Annotated in this window: 29 protein-coding genes, 1 pseudogene and 1 riboswitch; of the genes and pseudogenes, 4 read left to right on the top strand and 26 right to left on the bottom strand. The window is 43.5% G+C overall.

The annotated features are described in order from the left end of the window. Positions 1–168 precede the first annotated feature (168 nt). The 12 genes from resE to scpA all read right to left on the bottom strand — a co-directional run bounded on the left by resE (position 169) and on the right by scpA (position 11340). Positions 169–1938 (bottom strand): sensor histidine kinase ResE, encoded by a 1770-nt coding sequence (gene resE / locus NYE22_RS09830; protein WP_014477214.1) that lies wholly within the window; start codon positions 1936–1938, stop codon positions 169–171. Then, entirely contained in the window at positions 1935–2657 is a 723-nt protein-coding gene (gene resD, locus NYE22_RS09825) for a DNA-binding response regulator ResD (RefSeq protein ID WP_032726061.1), read from the bottom strand. The genes resE and resD overlap by 4 nt, the downstream gene beginning before the upstream one ends. Positions 2658–2737: 80 nt before the next feature. Continuing rightward, positions 2738–3913 carry a cytochrome c biogenesis protein ResC gene (resC, locus tag NYE22_RS09820; protein WP_032726062.1) on the bottom strand — a complete coding sequence of 392 codons (1176 nt, stop codon included), beginning with the start codon at positions 3911–3913 and terminating at the stop codon, positions 2738–2740. A 19-nt stretch (positions 3914–3932) separates the two neighbouring features. Then, positions 3933–5561 (bottom strand): cytochrome c biogenesis protein ResB, encoded by a 1629-nt coding sequence (gene resB / locus NYE22_RS09815; protein WP_038429221.1) that lies wholly within the window; start codon positions 5559–5561, stop codon positions 3933–3935. Continuing rightward, positions 5558–6097 (bottom strand): thiol-disulfide oxidoreductase ResA, encoded by a 540-nt coding sequence (resA, locus tag NYE22_RS09810; protein WP_014480156.1) that lies wholly within the window; start codon positions 6095–6097, stop codon positions 5558–5560. Before resA ends, resB begins: the two co-directional genes overlap by 4 nt. 94 nt (positions 6098–6191) lie before the next feature. Then, positions 6192–6926: a 23S rRNA pseudouridine(2605) synthase RluB gene (gene rluB / locus NYE22_RS09805; RefSeq protein ID WP_004398815.1), complete on the bottom strand. Its 735-nt coding sequence runs from the start codon at positions 6924–6926 to the stop codon at positions 6192–6194. Positions 6927–7017: 91 nt separating this feature from the next. Beyond that, positions 7018–7554 carry a spore maturation protein SpmB gene (gene spmB / locus NYE22_RS09800; RefSeq protein WP_003230509.1) on the bottom strand — a complete coding sequence of 179 codons (537 nt, stop codon included), beginning with the start codon at positions 7552–7554 and terminating at the stop codon, positions 7018–7020. Between the two features lie 4 nt (positions 7555–7558). Beyond that, complete coding sequence (gene spmA / locus NYE22_RS09795; protein WP_004398980.1) at positions 7559–8149, bottom strand: spore maturation protein SpmA; 591 nt, start codon at positions 8147–8149, stop codon at positions 7559–7561. Next, entirely contained in the window at positions 8137–9285 is a 1149-nt protein-coding gene (dacB, locus tag NYE22_RS09790) for a D-alanyl-D-alanine carboxypeptidase DacB (RefSeq protein WP_014480157.1), read from the bottom strand. The genes spmA and dacB overlap by 13 nt, the downstream gene beginning before the upstream one ends. Positions 9286–9407: 122 nt before the next feature. Continuing rightward, positions 9408–9947 carry a YpuI family protein gene (locus NYE22_RS09785; protein ID WP_014477219.1) on the bottom strand — a complete coding sequence of 180 codons (540 nt, stop codon included), beginning with the start codon at positions 9945–9947 and terminating at the stop codon, positions 9408–9410. Between the two features lie 54 nt (positions 9948–10001). Then, a complete protein-coding gene (gene scpB, locus NYE22_RS09780) occupies positions 10002–10595 on the bottom strand; it encodes an SMC-Scp complex subunit ScpB (RefSeq protein ID WP_003223904.1) in 594 nt (197 codons plus the stop codon). Then, a complete protein-coding gene (gene scpA, locus NYE22_RS09775; protein WP_014477220.1) occupies positions 10585–11340 on the bottom strand; it encodes a segregation/condensation protein A in 756 nt (251 codons plus the stop codon). Before scpA ends, scpB begins: the two co-directional genes overlap by 11 nt. A gap of 274 nt (positions 11341–11614) precedes the next feature. On the opposite strand from scpA, the gene NYE22_RS09770 reads away from it, so the two are divergent. Next, on the top strand, positions 11615–12139 hold the full coding sequence (locus NYE22_RS09770; RefSeq protein WP_187001796.1) for a DUF309 domain-containing protein: 525 nt from the start codon (positions 11615–11617) through the stop codon (positions 12137–12139). A gap of 215 nt (positions 12140–12354) precedes the next feature. On the opposite strand, the gene ribT is transcribed toward NYE22_RS09770, so the two are convergent. The 7 genes from ribT to lepB all read right to left on the bottom strand — a co-directional run bounded on the left by ribT (position 12355) and on the right by lepB (position 17819). Further along, the gene (gene ribT / locus NYE22_RS09765; RefSeq protein ID WP_003223910.1) at positions 12355–12729 is read right to left on the bottom strand and encodes a GNAT family N-acetyltransferase RibT; all 375 of its coding nucleotides are present in this window, start codon (positions 12727–12729) and stop codon (positions 12355–12357) included. 112 nt (positions 12730–12841) lie between these two features. Then, positions 12842–13306, bottom strand: coding sequence for a 6,7-dimethyl-8-ribityllumazine synthase (ribH, locus tag NYE22_RS09760; RefSeq protein WP_003223915.1), 465 nt, complete (start codon positions 13304–13306; stop codon positions 12842–12844). Positions 13307–13339: 33 nt separating this feature from the next. Beyond that, a complete protein-coding gene (locus tag NYE22_RS09755) occupies positions 13340–14536 on the bottom strand; it encodes a bifunctional 3,4-dihydroxy-2-butanone-4-phosphate synthase/GTP cyclohydrolase II (RefSeq protein WP_038828558.1) in 1197 nt (398 codons plus the stop codon). A gap of 14 nt (positions 14537–14550) precedes the next feature. Further along, positions 14551–15198 (bottom strand): riboflavin synthase subunit alpha, encoded by a 648-nt coding sequence (gene ribE, locus NYE22_RS09750; protein ID WP_014480161.1) that lies wholly within the window; start codon positions 15196–15198, stop codon positions 14551–14553. A gap of 10 nt (positions 15199–15208) precedes the next feature. After that, a complete protein-coding gene (ribD, locus tag NYE22_RS09745; protein ID WP_161986178.1) occupies positions 15209–16294 on the bottom strand; it encodes a bifunctional diaminohydroxyphosphoribosylaminopyrimidine deaminase/5-amino-6-(5-phosphoribosylamino)uracil reductase RibD in 1086 nt (361 codons plus the stop codon). Between the two features lie 129 nt (positions 16295–16423). After that, a riboswitch (FMN riboswitch) is annotated at positions 16424–16568 on the bottom strand. A 120-nt stretch (positions 16569–16688) separates the two neighbouring features. Continuing rightward, positions 16689–17033 (bottom strand): hypothetical protein, encoded by a 345-nt coding sequence (locus tag NYE22_RS09740; protein WP_003230488.1) that lies wholly within the window; start codon positions 17031–17033, stop codon positions 16689–16691. A 234-nt stretch (positions 17034–17267) separates the two neighbouring features. After that, complete coding sequence (gene lepB, locus NYE22_RS09735) at positions 17268–17819, bottom strand: signal peptidase I (protein ID WP_249850951.1); 552 nt, start codon at positions 17817–17819, stop codon at positions 17268–17270. Between the two features lie 266 nt (positions 17820–18085). Here lepB and NYE22_RS09730 point away from each other — a divergent pair. Continuing rightward, positions 18086–18324 (top strand): annotated as a pseudogene (locus NYE22_RS09730) (hypothetical protein). On the opposite strand, the gene NYE22_RS09725 reads toward NYE22_RS09730, so the two are convergent. Next, on the bottom strand, positions 18267–18473 hold the full coding sequence (locus NYE22_RS09725) for a zinc ribbon domain-containing protein (protein WP_003230483.1): 207 nt from the start codon (positions 18471–18473) through the stop codon (positions 18267–18269). The pseudogene NYE22_RS09730 and the gene NYE22_RS09725 overlap by 58 nt on opposite strands. A 169-nt stretch (positions 18474–18642) precedes the next feature. Here NYE22_RS09725 and NYE22_RS09720 point away from each other — a divergent pair, with 169 nt between their 5' ends. Next, positions 18643–18855 carry a spore germination protein gene (locus NYE22_RS09720; protein WP_172861469.1) on the top strand — a complete coding sequence of 71 codons (213 nt, stop codon included), beginning with the start codon at positions 18643–18645 and terminating at the stop codon, positions 18853–18855. Between the two features lie 135 nt (positions 18856–18990). Here NYE22_RS09720 and NYE22_RS09715 read toward each other — a convergent pair whose 3' ends face one another. Next, a complete protein-coding gene (locus tag NYE22_RS09715) occupies positions 18991–19422 on the bottom strand; it encodes a peptidylprolyl isomerase (RefSeq protein WP_003223931.1) in 432 nt (143 codons plus the stop codon). A 256-nt stretch (positions 19423–19678) separates the two neighbouring features. Here NYE22_RS09715 and NYE22_RS09710 point away from each other — a divergent pair, with 256 nt between their 5' ends. Continuing rightward, on the top strand, positions 19679–20551 hold the full coding sequence (locus NYE22_RS09710; RefSeq protein ID WP_021479957.1) for a DUF1002 domain-containing protein: 873 nt from the start codon (positions 19679–19681) through the stop codon (positions 20549–20551). A 29-nt stretch (positions 20552–20580) separates the two neighbouring features. On the opposite strand, the gene lysA is transcribed toward NYE22_RS09710, so the two are convergent. The 5 genes from lysA to spoVAD form a co-directional block, all read right to left on the bottom strand. Then, positions 20581–21900, bottom strand: a complete 1320-nt coding sequence (lysA, locus tag NYE22_RS09705) for a diaminopimelate decarboxylase (protein WP_095252384.1) — start codon at positions 21898–21900, stop codon at positions 20581–20583. Between the two features lie 105 nt (positions 21901–22005). After that, the gene (gene spoVAF / locus NYE22_RS09700) at positions 22006–23487 is read right to left on the bottom strand and encodes a spore germination protein SpoVAF (protein ID WP_003230471.1); all 1482 of its coding nucleotides are present in this window, start codon (positions 23485–23487) and stop codon (positions 22006–22008) included. After that, positions 23438–24049 (bottom strand): stage V sporulation protein SpoVABEA, encoded by a 612-nt coding sequence (gene spoVAEA, locus NYE22_RS09695; protein WP_003230469.1) that lies wholly within the window; start codon positions 24047–24049, stop codon positions 23438–23440. The genes spoVAF and spoVAEA overlap by 50 nt, the downstream gene beginning before the upstream one ends. A gap of 7 nt (positions 24050–24056) precedes the next feature. After that, on the bottom strand, positions 24057–24407 hold the full coding sequence (spoVAE, locus tag NYE22_RS09690; protein ID WP_003230467.1) for a stage V sporulation protein AE: 351 nt from the start codon (positions 24405–24407) through the stop codon (positions 24057–24059). A 1-nt stretch (position 24408) separates the two neighbouring features. Continuing rightward, positions 24409–25425, bottom strand: coding sequence for a stage V sporulation protein AD (gene spoVAD / locus NYE22_RS09685; protein WP_003230465.1), 1017 nt, complete (start codon positions 25423–25425; stop codon positions 24409–24411). Positions 25426–25435: the final 10 nt, after the last annotated feature.

Raw genomic sequence — 25435 nt, 5'->3', positions numbered from 1 at the left:
TAGCTTGAAAAGTTACATTACAACTATATTACGAGTAACTGGAATTTGGAAGGGAATTTATATTAACATATCCTTAAATTTTATTAATGTTGGCTATTAAAAAAACACCCGCTCAGTCAGCGGGTGTTTCTTATGGAACAAGATTCTTCGGCAAATTCAGACTCGATTTTACCGTTTTGTCGGAATATAAAAAGTAAATGTTGTTCCTTTATCTATTCGGCTGTGCACAGTAATTGATCCGTTGTGGGCTTCCACGATATTTTTAACGATAGCCAGCCCTAACCCGGTTCCTGCTCTTCCCCTTGTCCGCGCTTTATCTGCCTTATAAAACCGCTCAAAGATAAATGGCAGATCTTCTTCCGGTATGCCGGACCCGGAGTCTTTGATATCAATTTTCAATCCATCCTTCACAGAATGGACTGAAATGGAGACACTGCCACCGGATGAAGTATGCCGCAACGCGTTATCGATCAAATTGGTAAATACCTGCTCCATCTTGTCTTCATCAAACATAAATTCCTCTTCTGTGAGAGAAATGTCATGATGTAAAGCAATATTTTTTTCTTTCGCAACACCAGAAAACTTCCGAATGATCTTTTCTAAAAACTCATTCACATTGATTTTTTCATAATGTAAGCCTGTATGGCCTGATTCCATTCGGGCTAAATCAAGCAAATCATTAACTAAACGGCCCATTCGGAGCGATTCGTCATAAATGATTTGGGCAATTTCTTTCCGGTCTTCTTCAGAGCTTGCAATGTCATCGACAATTGCTTCACTGTATCCCTGAAGCATGGAGATTGGTGTTCTCAGCTCATGACTGACATTTGCGATAAAGTCCTCCCGCAGCTTATCAAGGCGGCGTTCTTCTGTCATGTCACGCAGTACGGCAACCGCTCCTCTGACATGCGATTCCGCATAAAGCGGCGACATCAAAAGCACCCATGATCTGCCTTGCAGCGTCATCTCAATCATTTGTTCTTTTTCAGTGCTGACAGCGTTTTGAAACAGCTCTTTTGCTTCAGGCGGAAGGTTGTCGCCTTCTTTGATATTCATGTTCTGTTCATAATACCAAGCCTGAAGAAAACGTTCAGCCGGCGGGTTGGTCACAAGAATCGTACCGTCAATATTAATGGTAATAACCCCGTCAGCCATACTGCTCAAAATGTTAGAAAGCTGCTCTTTTTCTTGATTGAGCGCATTGATATGAAAGTTAAGCTGCCGGCCCATTTGATTAAAAGCGGTCGCCAGTTCACCGATTTCATCCTGAGTTAAAATCGGGATTTTTGTATCGAACTTGCCCTTCGCCAAATCCTGCGCGCCTTCTCTCATTTTTCGGAGAGGGTACGTGACCCTGCTTGATAAAAAGAATGCGAAAAATGTGGTCAGCACAATCGCAATTCCAGCGGCAAGAAAAATATAGCGGGTAGTATGTTTTGTTGTATCTTTAACGGCAAGCAAAGACTGGGATAAAAAGACCATGCCTTTCTTTCCGTCTTTTTCATACGGGACACCTACAATCAGGCGTTCATTATCCGTGTCTGTATCGCTCAGTCCCGTCCGTTTGCTTACTTTTTTATGGTCTTGGAGAGCTTTATTTAAGTCTTTGTCATGCTGTATTTGCTCAACCGTTATAGACGACAGGCGATTTTTATCATTCGGAGAATACCAGTGGTTCTTCTCATCCTGGATGATGGCAATGCTTGTTAAGTTATCAGCGAGCTCCCAAGTGATTGACCTTGCCAGTGCCTGGTCCTCGTGATTTTCTAGGATGACAGCAACTTTATTCGCAAGCTGTGTTAAATCATTCTCGGCTTCTTCCACATGGTAGTTTTCAATAAACTCCAGCAAAAGAACCGTTAAAATGAACAATACGATCAAGACGAGTGAAAGGATCGTAAACCACAGCTTGCCTACTACGCTTTTCCAAAATTTCATTCAGCGCCGACCTCAAATTTATAACCTACACCCCATACGGTGACAATTTTTTTCGCAGCTTCCGGAGATACCTTGTTCAGCTTCTCTCTCAAGCGTTTGACGTGAGTGTCCACTGTGCGTAAATCACCAAAAAACTCATATTGCCACACTTCTTTCAGAAGCTTTTCCCGATCATACACCTTGTCAGGCGTTTTCGCTAAGAAATATAGAAGCTCATACTCTTTTGGCGTCAGGCTCACTTCTGTTCCATCAGCTGTTACGCGGTGAGCATCATGGTCTATTGACAGATGTGAAAACACGAGCACATTTTTCGTCGGTGTATTGGCATTGAAATAAGAGGTTTGGGATGCTCTTCTCAAAAGGGCCTTTACACGCAGCACGACTTCTCTCGGGCTGAACGGCTTAACAATATAATCATCTGTTCCCGCTTCAAACCCCTGCACCCGGTTTGCTTCTTCTCCTTTTGCGGTCAGCATGATAATGGGTGTCGCTTTTTTTTCACGAATTTGCCGGCACACTTCAATTCCATCAGTCCCCGGCATCATCAGATCAAGCAAAATTAAGTCATAATTGGCTTCAAGCCCTTTAGTAATGGCTTCATCACCATTTTCAGCTTCATCTATAGCATAATTTTCACGTTCAAGATACATTCTTAAAAGGCGGCGAATTCTGGCTTCGTCATCAACTACTAATATTTTTGTTTCGTTCGTTTGGTCCATGTTTTCCCCCTGCTTTCCTTCTGTTACTTTCATTTTATCAAATCGTGAGAAAGTTTGAGAACTGTGTCGCTTTCAAAGGACTATGCATAAGAATGAAGTCCGGCAAGCACAAGATTTACGAATATTAAATTAAACATAATAATAGCAAAACCGATTACGGCCAGCCATGCTGACTTCTCACCGTGCCAGCCTCTTGACAGTCTTAAATGCAAGTAAGCGGCATAGAACAAAAATGTGATCAGCGCCCATACTTCCTTAGGGTCCCAGCCCCAAAATCTAGTCCACGCGAGCTGAGCCCAAATCATTGCAAAGATCAGCGCGCCGAGTGTAAAGATCGGAAATCCGATTGATACGGCCCTGTACCCAACCTCATCCACCAGATCAAGATTGACGTTTTTCACCAGCGGATGTAATAGAGCGCTGATTCTTTTTCTGATGATCAGACGGAGAGCCCCATACAACACAAGACCTGCTCCAAATGACCAAATGACAGTGTTCACTTTTCTGCCTGAGAAAAGCGCGGGAAGATCAACAAGCGGTTCCATTCTTCCTTCGGTCAAAAGCTCTCCCTGATGCGGACCGACAAGCGCGGGCATTTCGTACACCATCACGCTTTTTTCTTTACTTTTGTCCACCCAGTTAAACTCCGCTTCATAGCCTGCAAGACGAAATGCTGATGTGATTGCAATAAAGGCGACGGTTGTGACCAGGATAAACATAATCGCTTCAAGCCAGAAGGTCTTTTTGCTTGGCTTTGTCTGGTCTACATGCTTCAAAAGAAAGATGACACCAGCGACAAAGCTGATGGCAAGTATAGCTTGCCCAAGCGCGGCCGTTGTTACATGAATATACAGCCAGTTGCTTTGGAGCGAAGGAATTAAAGGCGAGATATCTGTCGGAAACATGCTGGCGTAGGCAATCAGCAATAAAGCAATTGACAGCGTAAACAGGCCTAATGAAGGCAATCTATAGAGAAAATAAAGAATGATAAACGCCAAAACAAGCATCATGCCAAAAGCGGTGGTGAATTCAAACATATTGCTGACCGGCGCATGGCCGCTGGCAGCCCACCTTGTGATGAAATATCCAAGGTGGCAGAAAAAACCGACAATAGAAAGGGTGATTCCAATGTTGGCCCATCGGTTTGGCTTGCCCTTTTTATCTTTATTCCCGCGTATGGCCCCGCCAAAGATCGGGACAGCGATTAAATACACAAGAAAGGCCGCATAAAGAAAATTTCCGCTCAGCTCTGCCATGACATCACTCCCTTTTCGCCTATTTCTGTGTTTTGATTAATTCTTTTTGGTCCACCGGTTCAGTCAGTCCGGAATCAGCCAATATAAATGCTAAATCCTTCTTCAGGCCAAACCAGTTTTTATTGGTATGCCCCGCTACCATAACTGCACCGTCCTGTGAGTGCAGCCAAATTCTTCGATGCTGCCAGTACATACCTTGAATAACACCGATCATAAAAATGGCTCCGCCGACAGCAAGCACCCAGAGTGTCAGATCCTTTCTGACTGTAAGTCCAGTAATGTTTTTCGTTTCGACATGGTCAAATTTCAGCTTGTATTTATTATTGCCTGATCCTTCGATGGTTTCTTGGATGGCGACAAAGCTCTTTTCGCCTTTCGGTTTGTCCGGCGTTATAATATTAAAGACAAAAGCCGGATTGTTAGGGATCTTTGTTTTTGTGCTCGGCTCTCCGTCCTGATTAAAATAGAAGTCAGGCAGGTAGCTGGCGATTTCCACCTTGTAACCGTTGCCAAGATCATAGACCGAATCTGGATCCAGAAGGTTGATCTTCAGGCTCCCAAAGGATTTTTTTGTTTTTTTATCAATCAGCTGGAACACCATTTGGTCAAGCTGATTCTCTTTGTAATCCACCTGGTAAACGGAAAAAGAATCAAAACGCAGCGGCTGATTGACACGGATGTCTTCTTCTGTTACTTTTTTCAGCTTCGGCTTCTCGCCATAAACAATTTTTCCTTCTCTCTTGTAGAGTACGGCATCGGTTTGAAAGTTCTTTGCCACTCTACCGTCCCCGACTCTGTCAATGGCATCTGCAAATACCTTTTTTTCTGTTTTGCTGTTATAGGTCTCTACGCTGAATTGATTGTTTTTCAAATAATATTTTCCGTCTGTACCCGGAATTGCGGCGGTTTCGCCTTCTCTGACCCAAAGCGTCTCATCGACGTACATGCCAGGCACAAATCTCAGCATCGCACCAATCAAAAAGATGATCAATCCAATATGGTTGACATACGGGCCCCAGCGGGAAAAGCGTCCTTTTTCAGCAAGAATGCTGCCCTCTTTTTCTCTGATTCTATAATGTTTTTTCTTTAATAGAGCAACTATCTTTTCTTTCGATTCCCCGTTCAGTACAGTAACTGTTTCACTGAACAAGCGCTGCCTTCTTAAAAAAGCTGGGCTCCTTCTGACGCCTTGGTTTTTTAACGCTCTGTACAACGGAATGACCCGATCAAGGCTGCAAATCACGAGTGAAATGCCGATCGAGGCAATGAGCAGCAAATACCACCAAGAACCATATAAATGATGAAACCCGAGCAAATAATAAAGCTGGCCGAACGTGCCGTACTGCTCCTTGTAATAAGTATCAGCCTGTGCGCCCGGAGGCAGATAGGCTTCCTGGGGAAAAATGGTGCCGAACGCTGATGCGGCAAGGGTTATGACGATAAGCCATATTCCCACCTTAACCGAGGAAAAGAAATTCCAAATTTTATCGATGATCGTTTTGTTATAGGTTTGCGAACGTCTTGCGCTTCCGTCATATCTCATATCAGCGAGCGGAGGTTGAGTTTCCTGAAGAGCTCTTCCGCACGATTCGCATAAAACGGTTCCGACCGGGTTTATATGTCCGCATTCACATTTGACTTGCTTCATCCCGAAGTCTCTCCGGGTTTTATGAGATTCATATATTCGTGTATCATGCTTTCTGTCATAGTGCCGGTCACCACCTTGACAACTTTTCCTTCCGGATTGATCAAAAAGGTTGTCGGAAGCGGAGATACGTCATAGGCATCAAGCACTTGGCGATCTGTATCCAGAACAACCGGGAAATTGACTCCGTAGGATTTCATAAAATTATGTACTGCTATCTTTGACTCCCCAACATTTACAGCGACAATTTCAACACCTTGGCTTTTAAAATGCTTATATTGGTTTGCCATATAAGGAAACTCTTTTTTGCACGGTTCACACCATGTACCCCAGAAATTCAAAAAAACACCTTTCCCTTTTAAGTCACTGAGCTCGATACGTTTCCCATTCGTATCCTCAAGGACAAAATTCGGTGCGTCGGACCCTTCGGATATACTCTCTTTGCCGGCAAATACAGCATTGTAAATGGTATAGCCGAGTGCGCAGATTAAAACGAGAAGGATGCCGGTCCGAATGAATAAACGCCTTTTTTTCTTCATTGTCCACTGCCCCCTTCCCCCTATTGCAGATCCATTCAATTATATCATTGCACGTTCATTTCACATTTCTTACTTTTTGAAGGTTATGTGAAATTTAGAAAGCGTTTTTACCGTGATCCGCCAGTGCTCTGAGCCTTTTTACTTCGTGAGGCGTAAGCTCTCTGGCATCGCCCGTGTGCAGGCCTCGCAGGTTTAAAAACGCGTATTCCTCACGCTTCAGCTTGATTACCTCATGTCCGATCGCTTCAAACATGCGGCGCACCTGTCTGTTGCGTCCCTCATGGATCGTCAGCTGAATAATGCTTGTCTGCTTTTTCTTATCCAAGGACAGCAGCTTCGCTTTAGCAGGCGCTGTTTTGCCTTCTTCCAGCCTAATTCCGCGCTCCAGCTTTCTGAGCAGCTCTTTAGGCGGAATTCCTTTCACCTTCGCCACGTATGTTTTGTCTATTTCATACTTAGGGTGCATCAGCTTATTGGCGAATTCGCCGTCATTGGTTAAAAGCAAAAGACCGCTCGTATCATAGTCCAGACGCCCAATCGGATAAATGCGCTGCGGAATATTTTTAAAAAAGTCCGTCACCACTTTGCGTCCTTTATCATCTTGCGCTGCGGAAATAACGCCTCTTGGTTTATATAAGAGAAAGTAAACCGGCTCTTCGCGTTCAACCTTTAACCCGTTTACCTCAATCTGATCAGAACCGGTGACCTTAACACCTAGCTCTGTTACTACTTTGCCATTCACCTTTACTTTTCCTTCTTTAATCAGCTCTTCTGCCTTTCTGCGCGACGCAACTCCGGCATGAGCAATCACTTTTTGCAGTCTTTCCATGTCTTTCACCTCAAGTATTATCTTACTTTTTTCAACCTTAACAAACAAGCTTTTTCAAATTCCTATGCCAAATCTAAAAAAAACGCCGTTTTCAGGCGCTCCCAAATAATAACGTAACGATGATGATAGATGCAACTACGCCGATTAAATCTGCAAGAAGTCCCACCTTTAATGCATCACCCATTTTTTTAATGCCGACTGCTCCGAAATACACAGTCAGTACGTAAAGCGTTGTATCTGTAGATCCCTGCATGACGGAAGCCAGCCTGCCGATAAAGGAATCGGGCCCGTATACTGCAATTAAATCGGTCGTCATTCCGAGAGCGGCCGTACCGGAGATCGGGCGGATCAGAGCAAGCGGCACTACTTCAGCAGGGATGCCGATAGCGGAGAAAGCCGGTTTTAAAAGATCCATTATAAAATCAAGCGCGCCTGATGATCTGAAAACAGTTATAGCGACAAGCATTCCGACTAAATAGGGGATAATGGAAAAGGCAATTTCTATCCCCTCTTTCCCGCCTTCGACAAACGATTCATATGTTGGAACCTTTTTGATCGTTCCATAAAGAAGAATTCCGGCAATAATGATTGGAATCATGGCTAAAGACAGCCAGTTGATGATTTCCATCCGCTCACCTTCCCTTCTTTTTGCGGCGGTAATAAAAATACCGATCAATGATAATGGCACCGATTCCGGAAATAAGCGTTGCCAAAATGCTTGGCCCGACGATATCTGTCGGCGTTTTGGAGGAATAAGCCATTCGGACAGCGATCACCGTTGTCGGGATGAGTGTGATGCAGGACGTATTAACAGCTAAAAAAGTAATCATTGACCGGCTTGCTTCCGATCGGTTTCCATTCAGCTTTTTCATTTGTTCCATTGCTTTAATGCCAAGCGGAGTTGCTGCATTTCCGAGGCCGAAGAAATTCGCCATAAGATTAGATAAAATATAGCCCATCGCCGGGTGATCTGGCGGTATATCAGGGAACAGTTTAGATATAAAAGGCCTGCACATCCGGCTGAAAATATCCAAAAGACCTGACTGCTCGGCGATTTTCATTAAGCCAAGCCAGAAAACAAGCACGCTCATCAATCCAAATGAAATCGTAATCGCTTCTTTCGCACCCTTAAACACAGCTTCATTTACATCTTGCAGAGTTCCGTTGCACATTGCAAAAACGAGTCCGATCACGGTTAAACTGACCCAAATTATATTGACCATTTTGCTCCGCCTGCCGCATTCAGAAAGATTGATTTAAACGTTTCAAAAAATTGTTTCTTCGGTTTTTGATGCCGCTCATTTTCATAATAGATCGGCACTTTTGCGATGGTTGCATCGTTGAACATGATCTCCATGTGCCCTACGATGTCAGGGATTTTCGAGGCATCTTTTTCCCATGCTTTTTTCGGCTTGAGCAGTGTGGTATTAATTTTCACATCTTCTTTTTCCTCTTCAGTCAGCAAATAGGTGATATCACGTTTGATAAAAGCCTTCGATTCATAAAATGTGCCTTTCAGCTTTGGAATATCCCCTTTTTTTGCAATTAAATAGGTTTGATAATGCTCAAACACATAGTTAAACATCTTCATATGGTCATCCCAATCATTAGGGTCATTAATGGTGACGGCTATCAGGTCAATGCCGTCCTTTGAAGCCGTAGAGACCAGTGTCCGTTTTGCAAGTTTTGTATAGCCTGTTTTTCCTCCTGTGCTGTACGGATATAGCATGGTCAGCAGTTTATTTTTGTTTTTCCATACGCTTTCCATCGTTTCCGCTTTGTATATTTTTGTGCCTGAAATCTTTTGATAGTCTTTCAGCTTCATAGCATATTTAGTTAAAATGGCCATGTCATAGGCTGTTGAATAATGATTTTCATGGTCGTCTAATCCGTGCGGGTTTTGAAAACGGGTGTTTTTCATACCAAGCTGCTCGGCTTTTTGATTCATCATATAAACAAACCCATCGAGGCTCCCACCGACATGCTCAGCAATCGCGACAGCGGCGTCGTTTCCTGATCTTAGCATCAGGCCATACACAAGATCTTTTAGCTTCACTTTTTGACCTTCTGTTAAATAAATGGCGGAGCCTTCTGTTCTGACAGCATTTGCCGAAACCGTCACCGTTTGATCCATTTTGCCGGATTCGATGGCGAGGACGGCGGTCATAATTTTTGTGATGCTCGCGATCCGCCTTTTTTGATGCTCATCCTTGGCATATAACACTCTGCCTGACGCACCGTCAATAATGATCGCGCTTTTTGCACTGACATCTATAGCAGCATGTGCTGTATTCACATTTACGGTTGCAATAAGAAAAGAAATCATGATCACGAATACTGCTTTTTTGAAAATGCGCATGTTTGCTCACGTCCTTGTGGTGGTTTGTACAAGTTTATGCGCATGTCCATCAGTTATGAATAACAATTATATTTCTGGAAGCAAACATAAAAAAACTCTCCCTGAAAAAGGGAGAGTAAACGTTATCTGATTGGCGCCATGCTTGATCCGGACGCTTCGTAATGAGCCAGCTCTTCCCTCATCTTCAGAAAGGCCGCGCTCAACGGCAATAATAATTGCTCAAGCGACGCAGGAACAGCATGATAAAACTCAATTGCGCTGACCCCGGTATAAGACGCCCGGCTATTTTCACACCACGTGTCTTTTTTCGGCATAAAGAACTCTTCAATGCATTGGTGATACACATTATAAAGTGTTTTTTCCGCTCTGGCTTCCTGAAAAGGCTCCTGCATCAGGAGACGGCGGCACGCTTCTGCGCCTCCTTCACAAAATACTGCCATTCTTCTCAGAGTGCTCAGCACATCACAGCAGTATCCTTTTTCAATAGGCAATTCAGCCTGTAAGGACTCAAGCGTCGTTTGATTTAGGTAATCGTTCACGGTATTGACAACCATTGATAAGAATTCGCCTGTTTTTTGAGTCTGCGCTCGCACAATCGAATGTCCCATTTCGTTTGGTATCTTCCCCTCATGTCTTTGTCTCTCACATTTTGCTTCTTTCATGATAGCTTCTTCCTTATATCTTATGATGATGAAAAAGCGCGATTCATTAAACTTCTATTTTATATCTTCGAAGGTTTGGTTAAAGTTTTCAAAAAATAAATCTGCTTCTTCTTGAAGAACGTCTTCTTCCGCATTTTCAGGCAGCGGCGGAAGCTCGTCCAGCGTTTTCAGACCGAATTGTTCAAGAAAAGTCGGCGTAGTACCGTATAAAATGGCCCGCCCCGGACCATCGGCACGCCCTACTTCACACAATAGCGCCTTCGCGACAAGACTGTGTAAAATCCGCTCTGATTTTACTCCTCTGATTTCTTCAATTTCTGCTCTCGTAATTGGCTGTTTGTATGAAACAATGGCCAGTACTTCTAAAGATGCTTGAGAAAGGCCCTTTGACGGCACTTCAATCAGTTTTTTCAAGTAAGGCGCAAAGTCTTTTTTGGTAGAGAGCATGTACGTATCTGCATACTCAATAAGTTCAATCCCTCGTGTATCTCCGCGGTATTCGTCCGCCACATCCGCCATGATCGTGTTCAGTTCAGGCTCTTCGATTTCAAGCACTGTTAACAGCTGCTTTTTTGTAAGCCCTTCATCGCCTGCCGCATAAAGAAGGGCTTCCACAATAGCTTTCCAATTCACGATATCAAGCCCCATGAATGGATTCACTCCCCGTAATGTAAATATCTGAAAAATTGTGCTCCTGTTCAATGAGGACCAGCTGATTTTTCATCAGCTCGAGAACAGCTAGAAAGGTCACTACTAAATGTTCTTTTTGCTCATATGGAAACAGATCCATAAAGTTGATTCTCGTTCCTCTAGATTTCAAGCTGTGCACGATTTCGTTCATTCTGGCTTCGATTGGTATGTCCTGTCTTGTAATTGTTGTTTCCATCGGCCTGTTTATTTTTTTGCGTTTCAGCACTTTTTGAAAAGCTCCGATCATATCATAGACCGTGACAGAGAGCTTTTGCTCAGACTGTTTTACTTCTTTTGCATATTCACTCAAATCACTCGGCGGTTTCGTGAACGATTTTTGTCTTTCTTCTTCCCGTTCTTTTAAATCCTTCGCCGCATCTTTATATTTTCGATACTCAATCAGCTTTTCAATCAGTTCCTCCCGCGGATCTTCTTCTTCAAGTAATTCATCTTCAAAGAGCTCCTCCTCTTGCTTCGGGAGCAGCATTCTGCTTTTAATGCTGAGCAGCGTGGCAGCCATAACCAAATACTCGCTGGCCATATCGAGCTCAAGCACACGCATCGTATGTACATATAATAAATATTGTTCAGTGATCTTCGCCACAGGTATATCATATATGTCAATTTCAAGACGATTGATTAAATGAAGCAGCAGGTCCAATGGGCCCTCAAACGTATCAATTTTCACTTGATATTCTTCCATCATCTCACCATTTTCAAGTATCACTCTCATTGCCGGAAAAACTGGCTACCCTATAGTATAAGCCACCAAAAAGCTCTCGTCCAATACTATTTCATTTCCTGTTTTGAACAAGTTTGTACAGAATATCCACGAGAGGTGTTTACTCGGAGCGCAGAAGCGGGAGAAAAAGCCTTAGCTTCTGGTTTTCCTTCTAAGAAGCAATAGAGGCCGAGCGTTCTTTTTTCCTTTTATCCCTTCTATGGTACACTAAAAGCACATTAAAGGAGGAAACACCTTGTATCCGAAAGCTTATATAGATTATCTCGTTGAGTTTCACGCGACACGGGATTATTTTGAATGCCATGAAATATTAGAAGAATATTGGAAGGAAGATCCGCCAAAGAAACGAAAACGCTATTGGGTGGGCTTTATTCAGCTTGCAGTGGCTTTATATCATCACAGAAGGCAGAATACAGCCGGGGCAAAAAGACTGATGGCGAACAGCATCCGGATTCTTCAAGCAGAACACCGGGCAGTCGAAGACTTAGGGCTTGATCATGGCCGTTTGCTCGAACTTATGCAATCGGTTTACGAACAAATCGAGACGGGCTCTGCCTATAAAAGCATTATGCTGCCAATCAAAGATGAGAAACTGGAGGAAGCATGCAGGATCGAATGCAGGAAAAAAAAGTATACATGGGGGCAGCCCAGTGCACTCAGGAACATATTTCTTATCGACAAACACCGTTTGCGGGATCGGACTGACGTCATCCGTGAACGTGAAAAAGAAATAGAACGCAGAAAAAAAAGCAGAGACTGATGACAGCCTCTGCTCAGCGTGTCGACAAACCCTCGCATTCGTTGTCAAGCCTGTGCGTTGGTGCTCACGAATGAAAACATTCGCTCCGCTCCAATGCTCAGCTTTCCTAGACTTCAAGGGTTTTCAATCGCGCTGAAAGGATGACAAAAACCTAAAACAAAACTGTTTTCGGATTTTGTCATCAAACTAAAGCAGAGGCTGATTACAGCCTCTGCTTAATTATTGTATGAAATGTCTTGATCCTGCTGACCTTGACAACGTTCGAAAAAGCTCTGCGTTAATTCATTTGGAACCAGTACTTGCGTTTTGAATAAATGCTTTAAAGCATCCATCATCTGTTTTCCGATTCCTTGATGGCGATGAGAAGGATTCACACTGATATGCCGGATCTCAACCTCAGAATCCTTTTTTTCGACTCCGATTGCTCCGACGATATCCTCGTCCTCTTTCCAAAGAAAGAGCTGGCGGTCTGTATCCGTTTCGTAGTCCTTAATTGTCTGCTGAAGCTGCTTAAGGTCTTTTTCATTCGGCATAAACGAAAGAAGCCCCATCGCAATCTTTTCAAACGATTTTTTATAACGAATTAACATAAAAACCCCTCTATATCCAAAATGTCCAGTCTGCTATTAACGGATACGAATAGGTGATCCGTTTTCTCACATTATATCATTTTCGCCATATTTTTAAACTGTTTTCAGCAAATTATTCAAATGAGCGGTTTAAATTTGCCATTTCAATGGCAGAAACAGCACAATCTACACCTTTGTTGCCCGCTTTTGTGCCCGCACGCTCGATGGCCTGTTCGATGTTTTCAGTTGTTACAATTCCAAAGATGACAGGTACACCAGTAGTGTTTGCTGCTTGCGCGATGCCTTTTGCAGCTTCATTGCAGACATAATCGTAATGCGTCGTAGCGCCTCTGATGACAGTGCCCAATGTGATAATAGCATCATATTTTTTTGTTTCCGCCATTTTTTTCGCAGCAAACGGTATTTCAAATGCGCCTGGAACCCAAGCCACATCAATGTCATTTGTGTCTACGCCATGTCTGAGCAGCGCATCTTCTGCTCCGCTCAGCAGCTTGCTCGTAATAAAATCATTAAATCTTCCTACTACGATTCCGATTTTAAGACCTGTACCAACTAAATTTCCTTGTATGATATTCATATGATTCCCATCCTTTTTTTGTGATATTTGTGATTAGAAATGAAGTAAATGACCTAGCTTGTTCATTTTGGTTTGCAAATATTTTTTATTGTGTTCTTTCGCCTCCATTTGAAGCGGCACTCTTTCTGAAATACTGAGTCCGTAGCCTTCAAGGCCTGCGATTTTTCGCGGATTATTCGTCAAAAGCTTCATATTCCGGACACCGAGGTCGCGTAAAATTTGTGCTCCGATGCCATAGTTGCGAAGATCCGGCAAGAATCCAAGCGCCTCATTGGCTTCTACGGTGTCATAACCTTGTTCCTGAAGCTTATAAGCTTTTAATTTATTGATTAAACCGATGCCTCGTCCTTCTTGGCGCAAGTACAGAAGCACTCCACGGCCTTCTGCGGCAATTTGGTTCAGCGCGGCGTGCAGCTGCGGTCCACAGTCACAGCGATGAGAGCCAAACACGTCACCTGTGAGACATTCTGAATGTACCCGGACCAATACCGGGTCTTCTCCGAACGGCACATCTCCCATCACAAATGCGACATGCTCTTTTCCATCTACCTCATTTGTGTATCCATAAACCTTAAATGTCCCAAAATCAGTAGGCAGCGTAATGTCAACTTCACGCTCGACGAGTGTTGTCAGATTGTAACGGTATTGAATCAAATCCTTAATGGTGATCATTTTTAATTGATGCTTTTTCGCAATTTCAATGAGCTCAGGCACTCTCGCCATCGTTCCGTCTTCATTCATAATTTCACAAATGACGCCGGCTCCTGGAGATCCGCAGGCTTCAGCAAGATCAACAGCAGCTTCTGTATGGCCCGCTCTTTTCAGGACACCTCCTTTTTTCGCAATCAGCGGAAAAATGTGCCCCGGACGCTGAAAATCAGATGGCACGGATGTGCTGTCCAGCAATGCTTGAACGGTAAAAGATCTTTCTTGAGCGCTGATACCTGTTTTCGTTTCACGATGGTCTATGCTTACGGTAAATGCAGTATGGTGAGAATCTGTATTATGCTCCACCATAGGGTGAAGATCAAGCCTGTCTGCGATTTCCTCACTGAGCGGCGTGCAGATCAGTCCTCTCCCATGTGTCGCCATAAAGTTAATGACTTCCGGCGTTGCATGCTCGGCAAGAGCCACAAAGTCTCCTTCATTTTCTCTGTCTTCATCATCTACAACGATGATGACTTCGCCTTTTTTTAAAGCGTCCAGTGCTTCTTCTATCGGATGAAACATGCAAATCTTCCTCTCTAAAAGCCGTTTTCGCTTAAGAAGGCTTTTGTAATGGTTTGTTGGGTCTTATTTTCATTGGCTTTATGCAAAAATCGATACATATATTTTCCGATCATATCGCATTCGATATTCACTTTAGAGCCGATCGTTTTTTCTGAAAAGATCGTTTCGCTGATTGTATGCGGTATTAAGGAGATCGTCACTGTGTCTTCTGTCAGGCCGAATATGGTTAAGCTCACGCCATCCACAGTAATTGATCCCTTTAAAACCAATGTTTTTGTTAATGACGGGTCCATTTTTAAATCATAGTAAACTGCGTTGCTTTTCTCTTCAATTCGTGTGATTTCCGCAGTTCCGTCGACATGGCCTGAGACGAAATGGCCTCCGAAACGGCCGTTTGCCGCCATTGCTCTTTCCAGATTTACTTTGCTTCCTTTTGTTAAATCATTCAGTGACGTAGCTTTGACTGTTTCAGGCATAACATCCACTGTGAATTGATTTTTTGTAAAATCAGTGACAGTCAGACAAATGCCGTTCACTGCAATGCTGTCGCCAAGATGAACATCCTCTAAAATCTTTGAGCATTTAATTGTTAAGGCCATTGAATGCCCTGCTTTTTTCATGGATTCGATTGTGCCTGTTTCTTCGATAATTCCTGTAAACATGGTCACCATCCTATTCCTTTGTCGGTTTTGCCGTCAGTTTGATATCACGGCCGATTTGGGTTATATCAGTGAATTGTAATAAGGGGACATCTTTCATTGATTGAAAACCTTCACCGGAGATTAAGCTGGGAGCATGCGTTCCTCCGATTAGTTTAGGGGCAAAATAGAAGATGATTTCTTGAAAACAGCCTTCTTTGACAAAGCTTCCGTGAACAGCTGAACCGCCTTCCACATACACCGACATGATGCCTTCTTCCGCTAGGATCTTCAAAACATCGGGAATTTGAATGCGCTCGGTTTCAAGTGTAAATATGTTCACTCCGTAAGCTGAAAGCCGTTTTTTCTTTTCCTCGTCTGCGCGTGCCGTCGTAAAAATCCATGTCGGCGCTATTTGATCGCAAATCACTTTAGCGTCCTCAGGAATCGAGAGTACGGTATCAAGTATGACCCGAACCGGCTGTTTTGTTACATTCGGCAGTCTGCAGGTTAAGCTCGGATTGTCGGCTTTCACTGTGCCAACTCCGACTAAAATGCTTTGGTGTGTTTTCCTGTATTGCTGAGCATCCTGTCTTGCAGCCTCTGACGTGATCCATTTGCTGTCACCCTTGCTGGTAGCTATCTTACCGTCAAGGCTGGCAGCCGCTTTTAGCGTGACGTACGGAAGGCCTGTCCTCATAAAGTGCAGAAATTTTTCATTCAGCCTCTCCGCCTGGTCTGCCAGGATGCCTTCCCTTACCTCAATGCCGGCTTCTTTCATCATGCTGATCCCTCTTCCAGCCACAAGCGGATTAGGATCTCTCATCGCTACGAACACTCTTTTGATGCCAGAGTTGATAATCAATTCTGCACATGGCGGTGTTTTTCCGTAATGGCTGCACGGTTCGAGTGTAACGTAAATATCGGCACCCTCTGCATGTGCTCCAGCCATATGGATGGCATGAACTTCTGCATGAGCTTCACCATATTTTAAATGGGCGCCCATTCCGACAATTTGTCCGTCCTTTACGACAACAGCGCCGACGAGCGGATTGGATTCGGTCTGTCCTTCGCCCTGCTTCGCAAGATCTAACGCCAGCTTCATATAATACTCTTCCATTTGTTTCCCTCCCCTCTTTTGTTATTTACCGTCAAAAAAGCCCCGAATTTATAAAAAATTCGGGGCTTTAGGTATTTTACGCAATAGGAAATAACACTATGCATTTTTGAACCATTTGCATAGCGGTTCATCATCCTTCTCCCATCCAGACTTTCACTGTCGGCTTCAGCTTAAACTGAATCCACCGCGTGCTTATGCACACGGGTCACGGGCTCTAAAGCAAATGTGCTTTACTACCGCCGGTCGGGATTTCCACCCTGCCCCGAAGGATACAATCTTTATTCATTTGTCCTTATTGGCTATTATAGCGATCCTTTTTAAAGTACGCAATGAAATAAACTTACAATTTGAGAAAAACAAAACATCACCCTTCGATCCGAAAGGTGATGTTTTGTTAATCATTCACTTTTGCAACCTTGATTAATCCGTCGATCCGCTTTGATTTGCTGAAGTATGCCTTAATCTTGTCACCTTCTTTTATATCAGATAAATCCTGATTTAATTTTTTTCCGTTGAAGATGATTTTCGTTCCGTTTTCTGCTACTCCATGATACTCTGAGCCGTCAATTTTCGTCACTTTATATTCCTGGATGGTGTATTCCTCTTCTTCCGAGGACAAGGTTTGTCCAATTGCTGTCGGAACATCCTTCAGCTCAACATCATTTATGTACATATAACCGCCTGCAAGTAAAAGCAAAAGCACTAACAGAATGGTAATCTTGGTTTTTATTCTTCCCATTTCTAAACCTCCAGCCAATATGAATCTATTCATTCATATGAGTTATTCCTTTTTTTCATGAATAAAAAACCGTAAATTCTCGTAAATTATTAATATAACGATGCATAACGGGAATATGTTTCACATTTCTGCAAAAATTTCTTTTCTATAGATATACGAATTTATGTTCTGTTTTTAGGGGATGACCGTAAAAAAGATATAAAAAAAGCAGCCCCAATGGGAAACTGCTTGATCCTAATTTGTTTTGCGCATTTCGTTAAACGGGTAGAAAACAAACTTTGACGTACCCGCAATTTGTTTTTTCGTGAAGAGGCCAAGTCCGTTACGGCTGTCCATGGAATTCCGACGATTGTCACCCATCACAAAATACTTGTTATCAGGCACTTTAACCGGGCCGAAATCATCGGTCAAAGGTTTACCGTCCTGTTTCGCTCTCTTTTTATTAGCTGCCAAATAAGGTTCGTCCACCTTTTTCCCGTTGATATAGAGCTGGTCATTTTTCATCTCAACCGTATCGCCGGGAAGGCCGATAATACGTTTGACATAGTGAACATCATCTCCGTTTAACACGACGATGTCTCCTCTATCAAACTCGCCGATGTATTTGACTGTCATATTGACAAAGACCCTTTCACGATCGTGAAGTGTAGGTTCCATGGATTCACCGTCAACGACATACGGCGCAAAAATAAAGTTGCGGATGAGCAAAGCAAGAACGACAGCAATCACAATTGCTTTTGCCCATTCTAATATTGATTTTTTCTTCGAAACATTTTCTGATTTCAACTGATTTCCTCCAATAAACAACGGTCTTCAATTTATGTTATCACGAATCGAAAAAAAATCCCATTAGGACCATTGAAGTGATTTTACAAACTGTTAATCTTCATCTTCTACCCACATCATGCCTATTTTTTCTTATCGATCATAACTAAGCCTGCAAATATTGAAAGAAATGAATCGCATAATTCAGAAGCGATGGACTCAGAAGAAAGAGAGTTCTCATATGCTAAATCTTTAGATCGTATATAAGGCATGAGGTTACGAACAGTTTGTTCATTTACTGCATTCCATTGATCTCTCAGTCCATGATACCCATGGCACTTGACAAAAAACAATTCACGTCATAAAGGTTACTGGAATGTTGGCGGCAACCTATTTCACAGGTGATAACCGCACCCCATTTTTTGCTTTCATAATATGTTTAAAATCATTCAAGCTCGAAAACATGGATCAGCCTCCAAAAAATAAATCCAATATATTCCCGGCAGTTGAAGACTCTTTATTATAAAACTCTGAATATCCGCAGTTCTTACAGTAAACCACTAGAAATCGGTTATGCTGCACGTCAAACAGCTTTGATAATCCCGTGCCGGTTGTGGCTATTTCTTTTTGTCCTGCTTCAGTACTGCCGCATTTTATACAGCCTTTGTTGTCCATATCGCGATCTCCTTTTCATTACATCACGTTTATTTGATTTATTTTACTATAAAATACCAATCCCAGTGAACAGGCATCTCCTAAATATTTTTGCCATTAAGTTTACGCTAATCAACTCTAGCACTAATACATATAAAAAATAGAATGATATGAAAGGAGACTTGATAGTATGATTGATTATCCTATTAATATAAACAACGTTTCCGGGAACAGTGTAATTAACGTAGGCGGCGCTTTTATGATCAGGCCTTTAACTTTGTCCAAATCTGTGTTTGGCTCCGGAGGTTTAAACACAGGAATTGTCTTTGAAAATAACTTTGTAAGCAAGGCTAAAATGATTAATCATCAATTTACTGATCAGAACGTCACCAAAATTTTTTAATGTATTCAATACACGGGGGTCACTAACTAAACACCTGGTTTTGCCAACCGCCATCAGCATTCGGCGGTTTTTTATTGAACATTTTTGGCCAATAAAAAAAGCTTCCTCTCTAAGAGGAAGCCTTTTGCCTGCCGATTAGCCTTCTACACGAACTTCTTTCATGACGTCGCCATTAGACATGTTTTTCGCGAATTCTAATCCGCTTGTTACTTTACCAAATACAGTGTGAACACCGTTCAAATGAGGCTGTGGCTCATGAACGATGAAAAATTGGCTGCCGCCAGTGTCTTTTCCGGCATGTGCCATAGAAAGTGCGCCCGCCTCATGTGTATGCGGGTTTCCTTCTGTTTCACATTTGATTGTGTATCCCGGACCGCCAGTACCAGTTCCGTGCGGGCATCCGCCTTGGCTGACGAAGCCAGGGATCACTCGGTGGAATGTAAGCCCGTCATAAAACCCTTCGTTTGCAAGCTTTTCAAAGTTTGCAACAGTTCCAGGTGCAGCTTCAGGATAAAGTTCAAATTCAATTTTGTTCCCGTCTTCTAATAAAAAGTAACCTGTTTTCAATTGTATGCCTACTTTCTTTATTTTAATTTTCAAAGGAGATTATGTATGATAGGTTATAGCCTGTCTCTCCTTGTCGCGGCTATTATACCACACCTTTCGGGGGAAAACGAATCTCCCGAGCTTTACTAAAAAATAAAAATGAAACCTGAATCTCTTTATCTCCGTCTAACCTAACGGAACTGTATTTTTCATGATTCAGGTCCTCACAAAGCAGCACTATCCAGCTGCTTGTGAAATTGAAGGAGGTCAAACTGCTTTGAAGAAAATTTGGATTGGAATGCTGGCAGCGGCCGTTTTGCTGCTGACGGTTCCGAAGGTCAGTCTCGCGGATGCCGCAGTTGGAGATGTCATTGTAACACTGGGTGCTGATTTGTCAGAATCCGACAAACAAAAAGTGCTTGATGAAATGAATGTCCCTGATAATGCCACAACGGTAACCGTGACCAATAAAGAAGAACATGAATATTTAGGAAAATATATATCAAACGCGCAAATCGGATCGAGAGCGATTTCTTCATCCTCAATCACCATTGCCAAAAAAGGCTCCGGATTGAATGTTGAGACCCATAATATCAGCGGCATCACGGATGAAATGTACCTGAATGCACTGATGACAGCCGGTGTTAAAGATGCGAAGGTGTATGTTACAGCACCGTTTGAAGTATCTGGGACTGCGGCTTTAACTGGATTGATTAAGGCGTATGAAGTTTCTTCTGACGAAGCGATCTCGGAGGATGTTAAGCAGGTCGCCAACCAAGAGCTTGTCACGACATCAGAGCTTGGAGACAAAATCGGTAACGAAAATGCATCAGCCCTGATTGCAAAAATCAAAGAAGAGTTTGCTAAAAACGGGGTGCCTGATAATAAAGCTGACATCGAAAAACAAGTGGATGACGCAGCTTCTGATTTAAACGTCACACTTACTGACAGCCAAAAGAATCAGCTTGTCTCCCTATTCAATAAGATGAAAAACGCTGACATTGACTGGGGACAGGTCAGTGACCAGCTAGATAAAGCGAAAGATAAGATTACGAAATTCATAGAATCAGATGAGGGCAAAAACTTCATCCAGAAAGTCATTGATTTCTTCGTATCTATCTGGAATGCGATTGTATCTATATTCAAATAAGAAAAGCGCCGAAAAATCGGCGCTTTCTTTTATTGCTTTACACCCGTTTTAAATGGCAGATCAAGTTTTACAATATCTTCGTATGTTTCTCGCTTCACGACTAAATGAGCCTCACCGTTTTCGACAAATACAACGGCGGGTCTCGGAATACGGTTATAATTGTTGGCCATGCTGTATCCATAAGCGCCTGTACAAAAAACGGCAAGAAGATCGCCTTCTTTTACTTCCGGCAGGTCAATATCCCAAATCAGCATATCTCCGCTTTCACAGCACTTTCCGGCAATTGATACCGTTTTGTCATGCGCTTCTCCGATCCTGTTGGCTGCCGCAGCTTCATATTTAGCTTGGTAAAGCGCAGGACGAATATTGTCGTTCATGCCTCCGTCTACAGCCACATATTGGCGGACACCCGGCACTTCTTTTTGAGAGCCAACCGTATAAAGAGTTGTGCCTGCGTCTCCCACGAGAGAACGGCCCGGTTCGATCCAAATTTCCGGGATGTCAAAACCGTAACGGGAAGCATTTTCTTTCACAGCTTCAATAATTTTTTCAACGTATTCAGTGGCATGAAGCGGTTCATCATCTTCCGTATAACGAATGCCGAAACCTCCTCCAAGGTTCAGCACCTTGGATACAAATGAATATGAATCTCTCCACTCGTCTAGTTTTTTGAAGATTTTTTCCGCTGCTAACACAAAACCGGCCGTATCAAAGATTTGCGAGCCGATATGGCAATGGACACCCAGCAGCTGAATGTGTTCCGATTGTAATACTTGTTCAATGGCCCGTTCAGTTTGTCCGTTATGAAGATCGAAACCAAACTTTGAATCTTCCTGGCCCGTTGTAATGTAGTCATGCGTATGCGCTTCTACTCCGGGCGTGATCCGAAGAAGAACGTCGATGGAGTGACCCGTTTCTTTACATAGGTCTTCAAGAAGCGCAATTTCATAGAAATTATCCACCACAATGCAGCCGATGCGGTGCTCAAGCGCCATCCACAGTTCTTCCCTGCTCTTATTGTTCCCATGAAAGTGGATGCGTTCTGCCGGAAAGCCTGCCGCAACAGCCGTATATAGCTCTCCTCCGGATACGACATCTAAAGAAAGTCCCTCTTCCTCAGCGAGCTGAATCATTGCGACTGATGAGAATGCTTTACTCGCATATGCCACCTGTGCTTTCAGCCCTGCAGAAATAAACGCCTGCTTAAAGCTTTTAGCACGCTCACGTATTAAAGCCACATCATATACGTAAAGAGGTGTACCATATTTCTCCGCTAAATAGAGAGCATCCACACCTCCGATTTCTAAATGACCATGTTGATTTTGTCTGCTTGTGCCGTGTAAGAACAATGTCATTCCCTCTTTCTCCGCTTATGGATGAAAGGACAGTTTTATGGACTGTCCCTTCATAATTAAGACATACATTATCATACTCTTCAGTCAGTTTCAATGCGATTATGAATTGGTAGGCTGTCTTAAACGATTTTTGGGGTGAACGATACTGGGTCTTACTTTTGCGCCAGGTTTCGCTGTGCGGACAAGAACCTGCCACAGCGCCTTTCCGTTAAAGGGAATCAGCGGCCATAAGTACGGTGTCTGAAGGGATTTGATGCTTGCCATGGCAATAATTAGCACTGTAAATCCGATGACGAGCCCTTTTATATGAAATAAGGCAACGAGTATCATGAGGACAAGACGGCTCATTTTGTTTGCCAAGCTTAATTCATAACTAGGCGTCGTAAAGGTTCCAATCGCCGCAAGTGAGACGTACAGAATTACCTCAGGAGAAAAAAGGCCGACCTCAATCGCAATCTGCCCGATCAGAACAGCGGCAATTAAACCCATTGCTGTCGATAAAGCCGTCGGGGTGTGAATGGCAGCCATTCTGAGAAACTCGATTCCTAAGTCAGCTAAAAATATCTGCAGGATGATCGGGATATGCGTATCTTTATTTAAACCGATAAATTTCATGTTGTCCGGGAGCAGATCAGGCTGAAGCACAAAGAGAAACCAGATCGGAAGAAATAAAGTAGAAGCAAGAATACCGAAAAATCTTACCCATCTTAAAAAGGTCCCGACTGAAGGCGCCTGCCTATATTCTTCAGCATGCTGCACATGGTGAAATAAAGTCGTCGGGGTAATGATCACACTCGGCGATGTGTCCACTATAATGATAACATGGCCTTCTAGAACATGATTTGCGGCCACATCCGGTCTTTCTGTATAGCGCACGAGCGGAAAAGGATTATAGCTTTGATTAACAATGAATTCCTCGACAGTTTTGTCTGCCATTGTTAATCCATCGACATCAATGGATGCAATTTCTTTTTCTACGATCTCAACCAGATCCGGATCAGCTATATCTTCTATATAACAAATGCTTAAATCCGTCTTTGACCGCTCACCAACTTTAGTCATCTTGACTCGAAGGCGCTCGTCTCTGATCCGCCTTCTGAGAAGGGCCGTATTGACGACGATATTTTCAACAAATCCGTCTCTGGCTCCCCTGACCACCTTTTCCGTATCAGGTTCTTCCGGGTTTCTGCCCGGATAGCTTCTGACGTCAATTATAAATGCGAAGCCTGCACCTTCAACAATGACAGCGACGAGCCCAGACAGCACTTGGTCGGTGGTTTCATCCAAGGTTTTTACTTTTTCGACCTGGGCGTTAAGCAGCCTGTTTTCGACGATGTCGACCAGCTCATCAGGGTCTTCTTTCCGATTGTTAATGGCAACAAGCTCTCTCATTAAATGAATAATATAGGCTGTATCGCATAATCCATTTAGATAGTAAAGCTGGATCTCTTTATCTAAAATCGTGAGTTTGCGAACACCTACATCATAGCTCGTCCCCATCCCAACACGGTTTTTGAAATATTCTTCATTTTTAGCTGGATTCCGATAAACCCGAATTTTCTCTTCCTTGTGGTCCGGCATGATACCCGCTCCTTTCTAAAATAAACTCGACCGCTTTCATGGTGATTGGCGACCCTTTTGAGATATCGTCTTTTCTGCCCATTTTGCCGATATCCCCGATACCGACAATAAGCGGGAGATCAAGTTTATCAAGGCAATAGACTGTATCTCCACTCATTCTGTGGTCATCAAATTCTCTTTCCCCGACTTTATCGACGCCGTATTCAGTTATTTCTCCATTGCGGTCAATGCTTACATCGACCCTGGTCCATTCAGCCTGATGTGTTTTTGACGCGACCGCAATCACACCGAGCACTTCAATAGACGGATGGGTTGCGACATAGGTTAGAGCGGCTTCTCCCGGACCCTCTCCTTGAAGGCCGGAGTCGTCAAACATGACAAATACAGGATCATACGGTGCTGAGGCGATCAGCTTGACAAGCTCGGCGCCGCTGCGGGTGGAAGGATTCCCTTTTGATTGTGAAATGCATCGACCTCCCACTTTGCTTGCGGCGTATTCAATTGTTTTAGCGGCATAAACATCCCCGTCTGTTACCAGTATGACCTTGCGTTTTGTCGTCATGTCGGCATTATCCTTTCGGTTTGAAAATAACAGCTACGATAAAGGCGAAAAGAATAGCGGCTGAGATACCGGCCGAGGTCAGCTCAAAAATCCCCATGCCGATTCCGATAAATCCGTGTATATGCGCCTGATGCATGGCGCCGTGCAGAAGACTGTGACCGAAGCTGACGATCGGAACGGTGGCGCCTCCTCCGGCAAATTCAATAAATTTATCGTAAATGCCGAAACCATCTAATATTGCACCGATTACAACAAATGATGTCATGACATGAGCTGGCGTCAATTTAAAAATATCCAAGAGCAGCTGGCCGACGATACAAATGGCCCCGCCGCAGACAAAAGCCAAAAGGTAGTCCATGTTAAGATGCACCTCCTGCACGCTCAAATACAACCCCGTGGGCGATAGTCGGGATGGTTTCTTTTTGCTGGATCATTGTCGGGCTTAATAGTGCCCCGGTCGCTACGACAAATACACGGTTTAATTTTCCTTCTCTCAGCTGCTTAAAAATATGAGAGTAGGTGACAACCGCTGAACAAGCACAGCCGCTCCCCCCGGCAAAGACCTGCTGATCCGGAGTGTAAATCAGAAGCCCGCAATCATCATGCTTTGTGCCGACTGGATATCCATCTTCTTTTAAGATGTCTTTTACGATTGGAGAACCGACGCCTGACAGGTCACCTGTCAGGATTAGATCATAATCATCCGCTGTCCGGTTGAGATCTTTAAAGTGCTGCTTAATCGTATCAGCTGCAGCCGGAGCCATAGCCGATCCCATATCAAAAGGGTCTGTAATTCCTAAATCAGAAACCTTTCCGACAGTCGCACTTGTGATTTGGATATCACCCGGTGTCTGACTGATGACAACTGCACCGCTTCCGGTTACAGTGGAGGTAGCAGTGTCCGGTTTTTGGCCTCCGTATTCTGTCGGATAGCGAAACTGTCTTTCCGCAGTTGCATTGTGACTGCTGGTGGCAGCGAGTGCCCTTTTGGCAAACCCGCCATCAACTAAGGCTGATGCGACAGCCACTGTTTCCATTGATGTTGAACAGGCGCCAAACATACAAAGAAATGGGATTTTCAAGTGTCTTGCCACATAGTTAGCCGTCACGTTTTGGTTCAGCAAGTCGCCTGCCAGCAATAGGTCAATATCATCTTTTGTCAGATTGTTTTTTTGAAGCGCAACATTAACAGCGTCTTCCATCAGCTGCCGTTCCGCCATTTCCCAGCTTTTTTGATTACAATGCATTTCGTCATAGGTTTTATCAAATAAAGAGCCGAGCGGTCCGTCTTTTTCCTTTGGTCCTGCTGCCGTTCCCGCTGAGTTGACAAATATGGGATGTTCAAATACCCAGGTTTGCTTTCCTGTTAATTTCATTTTCTTCTCC

Origin of the sequence: Bacillus sp. FSL K6-1560 (assembly GCF_038592935.1) — a bacterium.
Lineage (GTDB): Bacteria > Bacillota > Bacilli > Bacillales > Bacillaceae > Bacillus > Bacillus subtilis.
This window is presented reverse-complemented; position numbering and strand designations above follow the sequence as displayed.